The following is a 15,549-nucleotide window of genomic DNA, read 5'->3' as shown; positions in this document are numbered from 1 at the left end:
CTGATAAGAGAGAAAAGTGCAGGAGGATATTATGCAGAAATATGGAGTAAACGAATTAAGAAAGATGTTTTTGGAATTTTTTGAAAGTAAAGGACATCTGGCAATGAAAAGCTTTTCGCTGGTGCCTCGTAATGATAAAAGTCTTCTTTTGATTAACTCTGGAATGGCCCCGTTAAAGCCATACTTCACCGGGCAGGAGAAACCGCCGAGACAGAGAGTTACCACCTGTCAGAAGTGTATTCGTACGGGAGATATCGAAAACGTAGGAAAGACGGCAAGACACGGTACTTTTTTTGAAATGCTTGGAAATTTCTCATTTGGAGATTACTTTAAGACAGAAGCAATTCACTGGACCTGGGAATTTTTAACAGAAGTGGTAGGATTAGATCCGGATCGTTTGTATCCGTCCGTTTATGAAGAGGATGATGAGGCGTGGGAGATTTGGAATAAAGAGATCGGAATTGCGCCGGAGCGTATCTTCCGTTTTGGCAAAGCCGATAACTTCTGGGAGCACGGTGCAGGACCATGTGGGCCGTGTTCAGAGGTTTACTATGACCGCGGAGAAAAATATGGCTGCGGAAGCCCGGATTGTACCGTAGGCTGTGAATGTGACCGCTATATGGAAATTTGGAACAATGTATTTACACAGTTCGATAATGATGGACAGAATCATTATACAGAGCTGGAACAGAAGAATATTGATACGGGAATGGGACTGGAGCGTCTGGCATGTATCGTGCAGGATGTAGATTCCATGTTTGATATTGACACCATGAAGGCACTGCGAGACCATGTGTGCCGTCTGGCGGGTGTAGCATATGGAGAAAGTCCGGAAACAGACATATCATTACGTGTTATTACGGATCATATTCGTTCTGTGACCTTTATGATTTCAGATGGAATCCTTCCATCCAACAGTGGAAGAGGCTATGTGCTTCGTCGCCTTCTGCGCCGGGCAAGCCGCCATGGACGTCTTTTGGGAATTGACAGACAGTTCCTGGTAGAGCTTGCGAAGACTGTGATCGAGGGATCCAAAGATGGATATCCGGAACTGGAAGAGAAGAAAGATTTTATCTTCCAGGTAATTGTCAAAGAAGAAGAACAGTTTAATAAGACAATTGACCAGGGGCTTTCTCTTCTTGCAGATTCCATTGCGGAAATGGAGAAGAAGGGTGTGACGGTAATGTCAGGAGAAGAAGCATTCCGTCTCTACGACACTTACGGATTCCCGGTTGATCTGACGATGGAAATTCTGGAAGAAAAAGGCTTCTCTATGGATGAAGAGGGATTTGAAAAGGCTGCGAAAGAGCAGAAAGAAAAAGCAAAGGGAACCTTTGGCGAACACAACTACAGTGGAAGAGAAGCCAATGTGTATGATGAAATTGCGCCGGAAATTACCAGCAGATTCGTGGGATATGAGCAGCTTTCCTGTACGTCTAAGGTCAGCGTTCTGACCACAGAGACCCGGATTGTAGAAAGCTTGACAGATGGACAGAAGGGAACGCTGATTACAGAGGAAACTCCGTTCTATGCAACCAGCGGTGGACAGGAGGCAGATACCGGTGTCATTGAAGCGGAAGGATTTGCCTTTGCGGTAGAAGATACAGTGAAGCTTGCAGGCGGCAAGATCGGACATAAAGGACATGTTGTAACCGGTATGGTAAAGGTTGGCGATACCGTAACCTTAAAGGTAGACGAAGAAAAGAGAAGACTGTCTGCAAATAACCACAGCGCGACACATTTGTTGCAGAAAGCTCTTCGTACAGTACTGGGAAGCCATGTGGAACAGGCTGGATCTTCTGTAAATGAGGAGCGTCTCCGGTTTGACTTTACACATTTCTCAGCATTGACAGAAGAAGAAATTCAGAAAGTAGAAGCGCTGGTAAATGAACAGATCCGTGCGGCTCTTCCGGTTGTGGCAGAAAATATGCCGATTGAAGAGGCGAAAAAGACAGGCGCAGCAGCGTTGTTCGGTGAGAAATACGGCGATGTGGTACGTGTAGTAAGTATGGGAGAATTTTCCAAAGAGTTCTGCGGCGGAACCCATGTATCCAATACTAGCTCCATTATGGCCTTTAAGATTATTTCTGAGACGGGTGTAGCTGCCGGTGTCAGACGTATCGAAGCATTGACTTCTAAGGGACTTATGAACTACTATCAGCATGTGGAAGATCAGCTTCTTCATGCGGCAAAGCTCTTGAAAGCAAAACCGGATCAGTTAGCGGATAAGATTTCCCACCTGATGGCGGAAAACAAGACTCTTGGAAGCGAGGTAGAAAGCTTAAAGAGCAAGCTTGCCAAGGACGCTATGGGCGATGTGATGGATCAGGTACAGGAGATCAAAGGTGTGAAGCTTCTGGCGGTAAAACTTGCTGACGTTGATATGAATGGTCTTCGTGACCTTGGAGATCAGCTGAAAGAAAAGCTGGGCGACGGCGTGATTCTTCTTGCATCTGCGACAGGAGAAAAGGTTAGCCTGATGGCTATGGCAACGGACGCGGCAATGGCGAAAGGCGCTCATGCCGGAAATCTGATTAAAGCTTGTGCAGCCTGTGTTGGCGGAGGCGGAGGCGGACGCCCGAACATGGCTCAGGCGGGAGGAAAGAACCCTGCTGGAATAGAAGATGCACTGGCAAAAGCGGCAGAAGTACTGGATAGTCAGATCGAATCATAAAATAATTGGAAAAAGTTGTTGACGTAAGAAAAAAATATGATATAATCTTATGTAGTGCAATAAAAATACCCGAACAGTCGTATGATGCACAATACAAGACTGGAGGGGAGGTTAGGTGTGAGACTATGTCAAATGTAATCGTTAAAGAAAACGAAACGTTAGATAGCGCTTTACGCAGATTTAAAAGAAACTGTGCTAAAGCTGGTATTCAGCAGGAAATTCGTAAAAGAGAGCATTATGAGAAGCCAAGTGTAAGACGTAAAAAGAAGTCTGAAGCTGCTAGAAAGCGTAAGTATAACTAATATGTGCAGTAAATGGAGTGTTGCATTGAACAACACTCCATTTTGTTTGCCAAAAAGAAAGGGAAACAGACAATGTGGTGGAATAGAAGAATATTTGGTCTGAGCGGCTACCATGTGGTGTTATGGTTTTTGGTTTATAGTTTGATGGGATGGATTGTAGAATCTGTCTATATGTCGATCTGCAATCGGAAGCTGACCAATCGTGGGTTTGCGAAGGGACCGTTTTGTCCGATTTACGGTGTGGGCGCGCTGACAGTCTTTTTTTTGCTGCGGCCTTACAGCGATCAGCCATTTCAGTTGTTTTTGTTGGGAATGATTCTGGCAACGGCGATTGAATTTATCACGGCGGTGATTATGAATCGGATCTTTGGAGAAATCTGGTGGGATTATCGCGAAAAGCCGTTGAATTACAAAGGGATTATCTGTTTGGAAAGTTCCATTGCCTGGGGATTCTATACGCTTGGGCTGTTCTTCTTCCTTCAGAACATGGTGTCCAGTCTGGTGGATGCACTTCCTGTTCTAGTGGGAAAGGTTGGCGGAACCATGATCCTGGTAATTTATTTGTTTGATTTTTTACATGCCATGTATCAAGAAAAGAAATACCGAGGTGCTCCTATGAAGGAGTAACCTCGGTATTTCCGTTATATTCGATATCGGGAAGGAGTTCAAAATAGAAATCCTGATATTCTTTTGACAGTGCCTGAATAATAAAGTTCTGGACGATCTTAAACCGGGAAATAGAGATTTCATCACGGTCGAAGGTAATATAAACACTGATCCAGAGCTTTCGGCCGGTACGGACAATGTCGAAATACAGTTTGTCATAGCCGTAGGCATCCAGAATCGGCGTAATAATGTCCTTGATGTTCTGTACGGTTTCTTCTTCGGGAGGAAGAAGGAAGAGATCCCGAAGGCCGGTGACAACGGCGTGAATCGGGGTAGGCAGCATGCAGATGGACAGAATAATGGCAATGCACTGATCCAGATATGGAACAATGGGACGGAACCAGTCTGCATGAAGGAACATCGGAAGAAAGAAGGCGACGGTCATTCCCAGGGAAGCCGCTGTATCGATCTTCCATTCTTGAATCTCCATGGTAACAACCGGCGAAGAAAGATGCCGGTTCATGTAGGAGAGAATTGCGATAAATATGACGCTTAGGATGGCGGCAGCCAATTCAAACCAGGCAATTACGGAGAAGCTTACGTGCCTTCCGCCATGGATGATGATCTGAATATTGTTGATAATCAAACCTGCCGTCACTGCAGTCATAATAATTCCTTTTACGACGACAAACAGCGTCTCTACCTGCAGATATCCGAAGGGATGATTTTCGTTGGATGGCTTGTAAAGAAGCGGAACCAGTATAATAGATACGAAAATCATCAGAAGTTCCACGCCGTCGTATACAGAGTCTAAAAGAACCGCCTGGGAACTGGTATAAATGGCTACTGCAAGCTCCAGGATAACGAAGATCAGGTTGCCGGTCAGGGAGATCCGAAGTGCCGATTTTTCAAATTTTTCATTTTTCCTGCTGGAATGCATAAGTAGACTCCTTTCTCGGGAAAGAAGAGACAAGTCCTTCCTGAATTAGTTCCTGATAGAGTCTGCCAAGGGGCAGTCCGACGACATTGTTATAGTCGCCACGGATTTCCTTTACATGCTTGGCAAATGTCCCCTGAATACCGTAAGCACCGGCTTTGTCAAGAGGATCGCCGGATGCCACATAATCGTTTAGATCCTCTTTGCTGACAGGATAGAAGGTGACGTCTGTGCATTCCGCAAAGGATTTGTGGGAAAGCGCACCTTCTCTGCGCCAGAAAAGAGCGACGCCGGTATAGACCTGATGGGTTCGATCAGACAGCATCGAGAGCATATCAAAGGCTTCCGAGCTTCCGGCGGGCTTTCCGAGAATTTCATCCCGATATACGACAATGGTGTCGGCGCCGATGACCAGAAGATCTTCAGATGGAAGGCGGTCAAAGACGTCTTTTGCCTTCTGAGCTGCCAGATGTGTGACGATTTCTTCGGGAGAGTTTCCGGTTAAAATTTCTTCTACTTCAGAAGGGATGACTTCAAAGGGAAAGCCTGCCCGACTTAAGAGTTCTTTCCGCCTAGGAGAGGCGGAAGCTAAAATATATTTCATGGGTAAAATTCCTCCGTTTCGTTTATTTATATCTTTTTATATTAACAAATTTTAGGGAAAGTGTAAATATTGAGCAAATTATAAAGAAAGAAGGTTTGCAAAGACCAAAGGGATTTTATATAATAAAAAGATAAAGAAAAAATATGTGAATTTACAGGAGGGAACGATCATGTATATCAGCGAAATCGTAACAACACCACCGGAGAATATCAGCGAGAGAGTTCCGCTTGAACAGGAAGTATATAAAGTATTTAAAAAGCTTGGCATTCCATTTGAGCGGGTAGACAATGACCCGGCATCTTCTATGGAAGAGTGCTCCGATATCGGTAAGGTGTTTCAAGCGCCTGTCCGCAAGGATGTCTTTTTGTGTAATCAGAAGAAAACAACATTTTTCCTACTGGTAATGCCGGAAGAGAAGGCATTTGACACAGCGTCTTTCAGTAAGAAGCTTGGAGTGTCTCATATGTCTTTTGCGTCACCGGAGCATATGTGGGAGCATTTAGGAACCAAACCGGGATCCGCAAGCGTCGTTGGCCTTTTGAATGATGAGGACGACTATGTTCAGCTGATTATTGATAAAGAAGTGGCTGAGGCAGAGTATTTTGTATGTAATACCGGAATTAATACGACACATTTGAAGTTTAAAACACAGGATCTTCTGAAGAAGTTTCTGCCATATACGCACCATCGTCCAAGGATTGTAGATCTGTAAAAAGTAAGCATGAAGGTGAAGAAATATGAAACGGATAGAAAAAGAAGAGCTGGTCGCGGTGATAAACGCAAGGAGGCCGGGAGAACGCCTCTCGTTTAAAGAGAAGGAGCTTTGGAATATGGACCTTACTGGGATGGATCTTAGTGGAATGGATTTTGTGCTGAGTTCTTTTCAGAATACGGTTCTTGACGGAGTGAATTTTGAGGGGAGCAGTGTGGAGAATTCTCTGTTTGACGGCTGTTCTCTTCATGGAGTGAATTTTAAGAATGCCAATATGAGGACGGCGTCTTTTCGGGGATGCGATCTGGCAGACAGCGATATTGAGGGGGCAAATCTCTTTGGCGCTGTGCTGGAACGCGCAGACCTTAACGGAGTGCGTTTTGATGAACAGACTAGGTGGTTTCGGATGCATTGTCCGGAGACAGGACCGATTCTAGGGTATAAGAAATGCGTAAATGACCGACTGGTACAGCTTTTGATTCCGGCTGATGCAAAGAGGACCAGTGCAACGCTGCCGTCCTGCCGATGTAATAAGGCGAAAGTGCTGACGATCAAAAATTTTGATTCGACGGAAGAATATGAGGAAGCCTGGTCCCTGGTAGATGAGAACTTTGTCTACAGGAAAGGGGAATGGGTCGAAGTGAAAGATTTTAACGAAGATCGGTGGTTTGATTCTACGACAGGGATCCATTTTTGGATGAGCCGGGACGATGCGATAGGATATTAGAAGATGAAAGTCGGGGCGATGCAGTCATCCCGGAAAATAAGGAGAGTAAAAAGTATGAAGACAGCAGAAGAATTACGAGATTTATTGAACAGGATTGACCGCAGAAGCTATCCGGCATATAAGGATACCAGGGGAAGTTATCGATTCCCGGGATATGTGCTTTTTATTGATCATGTTCAAGGAGATCCTTTTGCGGCGCCGTCCAAACTCAGTATCCGGGTTCCGGGGCGTACGGCAGGGTACCCGGAAGAGCTTTATAATAATCCTGGAAAGAAGACGGCTTTGGAGGATTATCTGATTCGGAGTTTTGCGAAGAGAGCAGGGAAATTTTCGTTCCAGGCCAAAGGGTCCGGAAAGAGCGGTGTGATTCAGGTGACTCGGTGCGGGCAGGAGATTTTAAAAAGAACGGCATGTACCATTGATGCACATACAGGAGATGTTACGGTGCGGTTTGAGGTTGGATTTCCGGCTAATGGGCGTACGATTAATGCAAAAGAGCTAATCAAGATTCTTTACAATTATCTGCCAGAGTGCGTCAAAGGTGGAATTTACTACCAGAGCCAGGATGCTGTGCAGGTTCGTAAGGTGATGGAACTGGCAGAGGATCAGGCCAGTATCAGAGCGCAGCTGGAAGGAAATGGACTGGTGGCGTTCGTGTCCAATGGAAGTATCCTGCCGCGGGAATCCGGTGTATCCGGGAAACCACTGAAGGATTCCGTGCCATTTGTTTCTCCGAAAGAACTGGAGGTTACGATGGATCTTCCTTACCGGGGAAAGATTGTCGGCATGGGAATCAAAAAAGGAATTACACTGATTGTAGGCGGTGGATACCACGGGAAATCTACACTGTTAAAAGCGTTGGAAAGCGGTGTTTATCCGCATATTGCCGGGGATGGACGTGAATATGTGGTTACGGATGAAACGGCGGTGAAAGTGCGTGCGGAGGATGGAAGAAGTATTCGCAATGTAGATATTTCTATGTTTATTGGACAGCTGCCAAACGGAAAAGATACGAAATCTTTCTATACAGAGGATGCCAGCGGAAGCACATCTCAGGCAGCAAATGTAATGGAGAGTATCGAAGCGGGAAGCAAAACGCTTTTGATGGACGAAGATACCAGTGCGACCAACTTTATGGTGAGAGATGAGCTGATGCAGCGGGTGATCCACCGCGAAATGGAGCCGATTACGCCATTTATCGAACGGGTGCGCATGCTTTATGAGAAGTACAAAATTTCAACGGTACTGGTAGCGGGAAGTTCGGGCGCTTATTTTGAGGTGGCAGATACCATTATCCAGATGGATTGTTATGTACCAAGAGAGATTACGGAATTGGCAAAGGAAGAAGTAAAAGGATATCCACGGCTTCAGCTTCCGGAAGATACTCCGGTGCTTCCCGATTTTGATCGAAAGGTAAAGCCAAGCGCCGGACTTCGACAAAAAGGACGAGTAAAATTAAAGACCATGGGACGTGATGGTGTGATGCTGAATCATGAGACCATTGATCTTCGGTATGTAGAACAGCTGGCAGATGCTGAACAGTTGACGATGCTGGGACAGATTACAAGGTACCTGGAAGAAGAAGTATTTGATGGAAGAAAGACGCTTAAGCAGGCTGTGGAACAGGTGGCGGAACAGTTAGAAACAAAAGGTGCTTCGGTGGTTTGTGAAGGAAATGTACTGCCGGGAAATCTTGCATTTCCTCGCAGGCAGGAGATTTATGCATGTCTGAATCGATATCGAAAGCTTGGAACATTGGAACAGAAGGAGAGACGGCAATGAGAGTAATCGGAGGAAGCGCAAAAAGGATTCAATTAAAGACACTGGAAGGGTTGGATACCAGACCGACCACAGACCGGATCAAAGAGACGCTGTTTAATATGCTGTCTCCTTATCTCTATGACTGTATTTTCCTGGATCTTTTTTCCGGAAGCGGAGGGATTGGAATTGAGGCGTTAAGCCGTGGGGCTATGGAAGCTGTATTTGTAGAAAAGAACTCCAAAGCGATGCGGTGTATCAAAGAAAATCTAAAAGCGGTTCGCATGGAACACAAGGCGATGACCATGACGACGGATGTGATGACAGCGCTCTATAAGCTGGAAGGTGAGAAGCAGTTTGATTATATTTTCATGGATCCGCCATATGATATGGGGCTGGAGAGAAAGGTGCTGGAGTATCTGGCGGAGTCGGAGCTTCTTGCAGAAGAGGGTGTGATTGTGGTGGAAGCATCAAAGGATACAGACTTTTCTTATGCAGAGGAGCTTGGCTTTTCTGTTTTAAAAACAAAGGCTTATAAAACAAATAAACATGTGTTTTTGGAACCGTCAGGGAGGAAAGAGATATGTTAAGAGCCATTTACCCAGGAAGCTTTGATCCGGTTACGTTTGGGCATATTGATATTATCCGCAGGTCCGCATCTATGGTAGATGAACTGATTGTCGGAGTACTGAATAATAATGCAAAAATCCCGTTGTTTTCCGTAGAAGAACGTGTTAGAATGTTAGAGAAAGTATTAAAAGATATGCCAAATGTGAAATGTATTCCATTTGAGGGGTTATTAGTGGATTTTGCCCATGAGACGGGAGCCAGAATGGTGATCCGTGGACTGCGGGCAATTACAGATTTTGAATATGAACTGCAGATGGCGCAGACGAATCATAAACTTAGGCCGGACGTAGAGACCGTATTTTTGACGACAAGTCTTGAGTATTCATATTTGAGTTCTACCACAGTGAAGGAAGTAGCGGCTTTTGGAGGGGATATCTCCCAGTTTGTACCCGAGTACGTTGCCGACCGGATCAAGGAGAAGATGAAGCAAAAAGGAGAGTGTAAATCATGAGCAGCCGTATTGAACAGATTATTGAAGAGATTGAGGAGTATATCGACAGTTGTAAGTTCCAGCCGCTGTCCACATCAAAGATTATCGTGAATAAAGATCAGATGGACGAGCTGTTGCGCGAACTTAGAATGAAGACTCCGGATGAAATTAAGAGATATCAGAAGATTATAGCGAATAAAGACGCGATTTTAGCAGATGCACAGGCAAAAGCAGACAGCATGATCGAAGAAGCACAGATTCACACCAGTGAACTTGTCAGTGAGCATGAGATTATGCAGCAGGCATATGCACAGGCGAACGAGATTGTGACTGCTGCCACAGAACAGGCACAGCAGATCCTGGACAATGCTACAAATGATGCGAACGATATCCGGATTGGAGCGATGCAGTATACAGATGATCTGCTGTCAAACGCAGAGAGCATCATTGGTCATACATTGGACAGCTATACCACCAAATATGACGGACTGGTAAACTCCTTGCAGGAGTGTTATGATATGGTACGCAACAACCGTTCTGAATTAGATATTCCAGAACAGTCTCAGCGGGGGCTGGAAGCAGAGTACGGCATTTCCGATGAGGAAGAAGTCGAAGACATCGAGTACGATCTGGACGATGAGGATGAATTAGAAGAATAGATAACAAAAGGCGAGAAAGCTGGTTACGGATGCAGTAATCAGCTTTTCTGTTATATAAGGGCGAAAAGGGAGCCCGCCCTTCTTGATTATAGATCGAGTTTGGAATGCAGCGCAGAATCCACCAAAAGAAGTCAAAGTGAGGCTTCTGATGAAAATCTGTTCTGAGGAAAGAGGAAGGGAACAGATTTGCTGAATTCCGCATGTAATCTCAAGCGAGGGTACCAGCGCCGACAGGACAGGAACAGAAGCAATGTGAAATGTTTCGGCTAAGGTTGTAAGGACGGAAAAAAGCATAATGTAGCCTCCGACTTTTGTAATGGTTTCGATTCCCCGCATAATGCAGGTGTCGAGAAGATCCTCATCTTGATGGAATGGTGAGTCAATGCTTTTGGAGCCGTGAGTTTGAAAGCTTGAAGTCTGTGCAGAAGAACCAGACCGATAACGCAGACGGAACAGGAAACTGCACAGGATGGGAGACAGGATTACAATGACAAGTGCGGGAATCATAAGGGATGGATTTTTTAAATTTTGCAGAACCAGAAAGCTTATGACAAACATGGGGCTTGTATTATTGCAAAAGGATAGAAGATAGCAGGCTTCAGAGCGGGAGATAAGACCGGAAAGCAACAGATCTGTTGTGACTTTGGCACCCATTGGATATCCGCAGAGAAAGCCGGACAGGATGGCGAAAGATCCGTAGGACGAAGTTCGGAACAGCCGGGAGAACAGCCTGTTTCCGATTCGTGCGATCCAGTGGATAGCGCGGGTGTGAAGCATTAGGTCGCAGACCAGTATGAATGGCAGAAGAGTGGGCAGCACCGTATGAAACCACAATAAGAGACCGTCACTTGCGCCTTTTAGGACAGGGGCGGGGAATAAAAGCATGGTCAGAAAGAGCAGTAAGACAGAAAAAGGGAAAAGATAAGATTTCATTTTGGAGAAAATCCTTCCATTTCTTTCATTTAATTTTATTACTAAGGTTGCATTTTTATGAAAATAGTACCATAATGTGAGTATAGAATTAAATATGTCAGAAAAGAGAGGGAATATTATGGCAGTGTTAGAAAATCTAGAACCTAAAAAAGTATTTCATTTTTTTGAGGAGCTGTCCGCTGTACCTCGTGAGACATTCGATATGCAGCGTATCAGTGATCACTGCGTAGCGTTTGCGAAAGAACGTGGGCTGGAAGTGATTCAGGACGACTGTCTCAATGTTATCATTCGGAAGCCGGGAACACCTGGATATGAAGACTGCGAGCCAGTGATTTTGCAGGGACATATGGATATGGTGGGTGAGAAACGACCAGGCTCCGACCATGATTTTAAGAAGGACGGATTGAAACTGTATGTAGAGGACGGATTCATTAAGGCGAAGGACACAACTCTTGGCGGAGATGACGGAATTGCCGTTGCCATGGCGATGGCGATTTTGGATAGCGATGACATTCCGCATCCTCCAATTGAAGCGCTCTTTACGGTAGACGAAGAAACCGGTATGGGCGGTGCAAATGGAATTGATATGAGTATCTTCAAAGGAAGAAAGGTTGTAAATCTTGATTCTGAGGTAGAAGGCGTGTTAACCTGTGGATGTGCTGGTGGAATTGAGTATGAGGCAGCGATTCCAGTACATAGAGAAAAGAAGGACGGAACGAAGGTTACCGTTCGCATTCATGGATTAAACGGAGGTCATTCCGGTTCTGAGATTCATCAGCAGCGTGGAAATGCGCACAAGATGATGGGACGCTTCTTGTATCGCTTAAGCAAAGAGGTGCCGTTTACACTGGTTGATATTTTCGGAGGAGCGAAGCATAACGTTATCGCCATGGAATGTGAAGCGTCTCTTATGGCTTCTGAGGAAGACGCAGAGAAAATTGCTGCAAAAGCCCAGGAAATGAAGGAAATCTGGGACCATGAATTTATGGGAGAGGAAGAAGGATTAAAAGTAGATGTTGACATGAAGGCAGGCGCGTCAGAAGATGCCTGTGATAAAGATTCTACCGGACGTGTAATCGGATTCCTTGCAGGATGTCCAAATGGTCTGCAGGAATACAGCCGTAAATTAAAAGGAATTGTAGAGACTTCTCTGAATATCGGTGTAGTTGATACACAGGCAGATTGCATTAAGATGGGTCATTTGATCCGAAGCTCTGTGGAGAGCCGGAAAGTGCAGCTGAAAGAACAGCTGGATCTTTGTGCAGAACTTGCAGGCGGAACGGGAAGAATCATCAGTCAGTATCCTGCATGGCAGTTTGATCCGGATTCTGAACTGAGAAAAATTATGGTAGAAAGCTTCCGGGAAGTTTACGGAAGAGAACCGGAAGTTTCCGTAGTTCATGCTGGACTGGAGTGTGGAATTTTCCTTGGAAAACGTCCGGATCTGGATTGTGTATCCATTGGACCGGATCTTCCGGATATTCATTCCTTTAATGAGCGGATGGATATTGCGTCCGCTCAGAGAACTTGGGAATATTTAAAGACGATTTTGAAAAACTGTAAATAAAGAATAAGGCGTACAGCCGGTTTCCTGTAGAGACATAGGAAACCGGCTGTTTTCATATATTGATAAAGAAAAAATAAGAGGAAGGAACAGAGATGCGTTATCAGTCCTCAGGGAAAATGATGGTACTGATCTTTCTCCTTGCACTGTTTTCTGTTCTTGGAGCACAGCAGGCGAAGGATCAGGCGCGTAAGTTTACGCAGCAGAAAAAAACGACGGAGGATCCTTGGTTTCGACAGGAATTCTTTTCAGAGCAAATGCGGGCGCAGCGGGAAGTTCTTTCGCCATCGTGCAAACATTTCTTAGAGCAGGTGGAAAAAGAGATCACCTATTATCCGGTTCCGGAGTCCTCGGTGGATCCATCTCTTACGGTTTCTTATGAAAACGGATGGATGGCAGAGCGGAAATATAAAGATACACATGCGCATGAGGGAACGGATCTTATGGCGGCAAGACAGGAGAGTGGAATTTATCCGGTTATTAGTATCACGAATGGAACGGTGACGAATATCGGATGGCTTGAGAAAGGCGGATATCGGGTGGGAATTACATCGGATAGCGGCACGTATTACTACTATGCGCATTTGGAATCTTATGCCAATTTAAAAAAGGGGGATTCGATACGGGCGGGTCAGCTTCTTGGCTATATGGGGGATTCCGGATATGGGCCGGAAGGAACGACAGGCCAGTTTGCGGTGCATCTGCATCTTGGGATTTATTCTTATGAAAATGGCAAAGAAAATAGCGTAAATCCTTATTATGTACTACGTTTTTTAGAAAATAAGAAATTAAAATACGCATATTCCTAGAGTTATACACGGGAATATGTTATACTTATTTGATCATGTTTGATCATGTGATAGAGAAATTACGACGATACACATATGGAGGAAGAGCGATGAACCTGCCAGGTGCATTTGAAGAGAAAATGAAAGAACTCTTAGGAGAAGAGTTTGACGAATATATTGCTTGTTACGAAGAACCGAGATATTATGGGCTTCGTGTCAACACACAGAAGATTTCCGTGGAGGAATTCCAGAAGATCTGTCCTTTTGAAATCCATCCGATTCCATGGATTTCCAATGGTTTTTATTATGATGGTGACAAAGTGTCTCCGTCCAGACATCCGTACTATTTTGCGGGGCTTTATTATCTGCAGGAGCCAAGCGCTATGACGCCGGCAGACCGTCTGCCGATCGAGCTGGGAGACCGAGTGCTGGACGTGTGTGCGGCTCCGGGTGGAAAGGCGACGGAGCTGGGGGCGAAGCTTGCGGGACACGGAATGCTGGCCGCCAACGATATCAGTAATTCCAGAGCGAAAGGTTTGCTGAAGAATATCGAGGTGTTCGGAATCGGAAACGTGCTGGTGCTTAGCGAAGAGCCAGGGAAACTGATGGACTATTTTCCGGAATACTTTGATAAGATTTTAATCGATGCACCCTGTTCTGGAGAGGGGATGTTTCGAAAGGATAAGAAAATGGTCCGGGCATGGGAAGAACATGGCCCAGAATTTTTCAGTAATATCCAGAAGAGCATCGTGCTTCAGGCGGCACATATGCTGCGGGAAGGCGGTATGATGCTGTATTCTACCTGTACCTTTGACAGCCGGGAAAATGAACAGATTATCGAGCATCTTTTAGAACATTGTCCGGAATTTCGGATTCTTCCTATAAAGCCTTATGAAGGATTCTGCCCGGGGCGGCCGGGACTTACGAAGTCTGGGATGAAAGACATCGAAAAGACTGTTAGAATCTTCCCACATAAGATGAAAGGGGAAGGACACTATTTGGCCTTGCTGCAAAAAGGTGAGAAAAAAGAAGTGGCAGAAGAAACCGGAAAGCCAAAGAAAAAAACACGGAAACTTCCGGAGGAACTGGAAACATTTTTTGCCCATGTATCTTGGAAATTGGACCCTTCCAGACTTGATATTCATGGAGAGAGAATTTACTATATGCCGGAGAATCTGCCTGCGGTAAAAGGAATCCGATTCCTTAGGACAGGACTTCTCTTAGGGGAACTCAAAAAGAACCGCTTTGAACCAAGTCAGGCATTGGCGATGGCGCTAAAAAAGGAAGACTATGACTTTTGTATTGATTTGAAAGCAGAGGATGAACGAGTGACCCGTTATCTGAAAGGGGAGACACTGGATGTGGAAGATTTGGCAGGAAGTAAGGAGAAAGGCTGGTATCTGGTCTGTGTAGACGGATATCCTCTTGGATTTGGAAAGCTGGCCGGAGGCGTATTAAAGAATAAATACCTGCCGGGATGGAGGCTTTGCTGATGATGCGGCTGGATAAATATCTTGCAGATATGGGCGTGGGAACCAGACAGGAAGTGAAAAAAAGGATCCGTCAGGGACAGGTACGCGTAAATGATGAAATCGTGCGGGCTCCGGAGAGAAAGATTTCCGATTCTGACCAGGTGTTCTGTGATGGAATACAGGTATCTTATGTTACGCATGAATATTATATGTTAAATAAACCTTCCGGCGTGGTTTCTGCAACGGAAGATGCTTCCTGTCGGACGGTGATTGATTTGATTGCGGATCGAAAGAGAAAGGATTTATTCCCGGTTGGAAGACTTGACAAAGATACGGAAGGGCTTCTTTTAATCACCAATGACGGGGAGTTGGCTCATCGGCTGTTATCTCCGAAGAAACATGTAGATAAGGTCTACTATGCCAAAGTATCAGGAATTGTGTCGGAAGAAGATAAGGCGGCATTTCTGCAGGGAGTAAATATCGGAACGAAAGAGAAGGAAGAATGGACCAGACCCGGGGAGCTGCAGATCCTGGAGGTAGGAGAAGAGGTTTCCACGATTCGTCTTACCATCCGGGAAGGAAAATATCATCAGGTAAAGCGAATGTTCCAGGCAGTTGGAAAGGAAGTACTTTATCTGAAACGGGAATCTATGGGAACCCTTACGCTGGATCCCTTACTTACGCCGGGATCATACCGTGCGTTAACAGAAAAGGAGCAAAAAGAACTTGGAAAAGAAGTTGGATTGTAATCAA

At 45.2% G+C, this 15,549-nt stretch carries 16 protein-coding genes; 13 read left to right on the top strand and 3 right to left on the bottom strand.

The genetic code is table 11. The features are described from left to right. Window positions 1-31: 31 nt before the first annotated feature. The 3 genes from alaS to C0979_RS01915 all read left to right on the top strand — a co-directional run bounded on the left by alaS (window position 32) and on the right by C0979_RS01915 (window position 3,603). On the top strand, window positions 32-2,674 hold the full coding sequence (gene alaS / locus C0979_RS01925) for an alanine--tRNA ligase (protein ID WP_101694378.1): 2,643 nt from the start codon (window positions 32-34) through the stop codon (window positions 2,672-2,674). Between the two features lie 125 nt (window positions 2,675-2,799). Continuing rightward, window positions 2,800-2,976, top strand: coding sequence for a 30S ribosomal protein S21 (gene rpsU, locus C0979_RS01920; protein ID WP_004054229.1), 177 nt, complete (start codon window positions 2,800-2,802; stop codon window positions 2,974-2,976). A 72-nt stretch (window positions 2,977-3,048) separates the two neighbouring features. Continuing rightward, entirely contained in the window at window positions 3,049-3,603 is a 555-nt protein-coding gene (locus C0979_RS01915) for a putative ABC transporter permease (protein WP_101694377.1), read from the top strand. Here the strand turns inward: C0979_RS01915 and C0979_RS01910 are convergent. Next, window positions 3,590-4,522: a cation diffusion facilitator family transporter gene (locus C0979_RS01910; RefSeq protein WP_101694376.1), complete on the bottom strand. Its 933-nt coding sequence runs from the start codon at window positions 4,520-4,522 to the stop codon at window positions 3,590-3,592. The genes C0979_RS01915 and C0979_RS01910 overlap by 14 nt on opposite strands. Then, window positions 4,500-5,123 carry a Maf family protein gene (locus C0979_RS01905; protein WP_101694375.1) on the bottom strand — a complete coding sequence of 208 codons (624 nt, stop codon included), beginning with the start codon at window positions 5,121-5,123 and terminating at the stop codon, window positions 4,500-4,502. The genes C0979_RS01910 and C0979_RS01905 overlap by 23 nt, the downstream gene beginning before the upstream one ends. A gap of 169 nt (window positions 5,124-5,292) precedes the next feature. On the opposite strand from C0979_RS01905, the gene C0979_RS01900 reads away from it, so the two are divergent. From C0979_RS01900 to C0979_RS01875, 6 genes are read left to right on the top strand one after another with little or no spacing between them, the layout of a single operon-like run. Then, on the top strand, window positions 5,293-5,835 hold the full coding sequence (locus C0979_RS01900) for a prolyl-tRNA synthetase associated domain-containing protein (protein WP_101694374.1): 543 nt from the start codon (window positions 5,293-5,295) through the stop codon (window positions 5,833-5,835). Window positions 5,836-5,860: 25 nt separating this feature from the next. Next, a complete protein-coding gene (locus C0979_RS01895) occupies window positions 5,861-6,562 on the top strand; it encodes a pentapeptide repeat-containing protein (protein ID WP_101694373.1) in 702 nt (233 codons plus the stop codon). A 54-nt stretch (window positions 6,563-6,616) separates the two neighbouring features. Further along, window positions 6,617-8,344, top strand: a complete 1,728-nt coding sequence (locus C0979_RS01890; protein WP_101694372.1) for an ABC-ATPase domain-containing protein — start codon at window positions 6,617-6,619, stop codon at window positions 8,342-8,344. Further along, window positions 8,341-8,910: a 16S rRNA (guanine(966)-N(2))-methyltransferase RsmD gene (rsmD, locus tag C0979_RS01885; protein WP_101694371.1), complete on the top strand. Its 570-nt coding sequence runs from the start codon at window positions 8,341-8,343 to the stop codon at window positions 8,908-8,910. Before C0979_RS01890 ends, rsmD begins: the two co-directional genes overlap by 4 nt. After that, window positions 8,904-9,401: a pantetheine-phosphate adenylyltransferase gene (gene coaD / locus C0979_RS01880; RefSeq protein ID WP_101694370.1), complete on the top strand. Its 498-nt coding sequence runs from the start codon at window positions 8,904-8,906 to the stop codon at window positions 9,399-9,401. Before rsmD ends, coaD begins: the two co-directional genes overlap by 7 nt. Continuing rightward, on the top strand, window positions 9,398-10,039 hold the full coding sequence (locus C0979_RS01875; protein ID WP_101694369.1) for an ATPase: 642 nt from the start codon (window positions 9,398-9,400) through the stop codon (window positions 10,037-10,039). The genes coaD and C0979_RS01875 overlap by 4 nt, the downstream gene beginning before the upstream one ends. Here C0979_RS01875 and C0979_RS01870 read toward each other — a convergent pair. Next, window positions 10,028-10,972, bottom strand: a complete 945-nt coding sequence (locus C0979_RS01870) for a transporter (protein ID WP_101694368.1) — start codon at window positions 10,970-10,972, stop codon at window positions 10,028-10,030. The two genes, C0979_RS01875 and C0979_RS01870, sit on opposite strands and share 12 nt — an antisense overlap. Before the next feature lie 118 nt (window positions 10,973-11,090). Here C0979_RS01870 and C0979_RS01865 point away from each other — a divergent pair, with 118 nt between their 5' ends. From C0979_RS01865 to C0979_RS01850, 4 genes are all read left to right on the top strand, one after another. Further along, a complete protein-coding gene (locus C0979_RS01865; protein WP_101694367.1) occupies window positions 11,091-12,539 on the top strand; it encodes an aminoacyl-histidine dipeptidase in 1,449 nt (482 codons plus the stop codon). A gap of 92 nt (window positions 12,540-12,631) precedes the next feature. After that, a complete protein-coding gene (locus C0979_RS01860) occupies window positions 12,632-13,345 on the top strand; it encodes a M23 family metallopeptidase (RefSeq protein WP_101694366.1) in 714 nt (237 codons plus the stop codon). Window positions 13,346-13,434: 89 nt separating this feature from the next. Further along, on the top strand, window positions 13,435-14,817 hold the full coding sequence (locus C0979_RS01855) for an RsmF rRNA methyltransferase first C-terminal domain-containing protein (protein ID WP_101694365.1): 1,383 nt from the start codon (window positions 13,435-13,437) through the stop codon (window positions 14,815-14,817). Further along, window positions 14,817-15,545, top strand: a complete 729-nt coding sequence (locus C0979_RS01850; RefSeq protein WP_242962625.1) for a pseudouridine synthase — start codon at window positions 14,817-14,819, stop codon at window positions 15,543-15,545. The genes C0979_RS01855 and C0979_RS01850 overlap by 1 nt, the downstream gene beginning before the upstream one ends. Window positions 15,546-15,549 lie beyond the last annotated feature (4 nt).

Origin of the sequence: Dorea phocaeensis, from assembly GCF_900240315.1 — a bacterium.
Classification (GTDB): domain Bacteria; phylum Bacillota; class Clostridia; order Lachnospirales; family Lachnospiraceae; genus Dorea_B; species Dorea_B phocaeensis.
The sequence above is the reverse complement of the archived record's forward strand: the minus strand, read 5'-3'. Positions and strand labels throughout refer to the sequence as shown.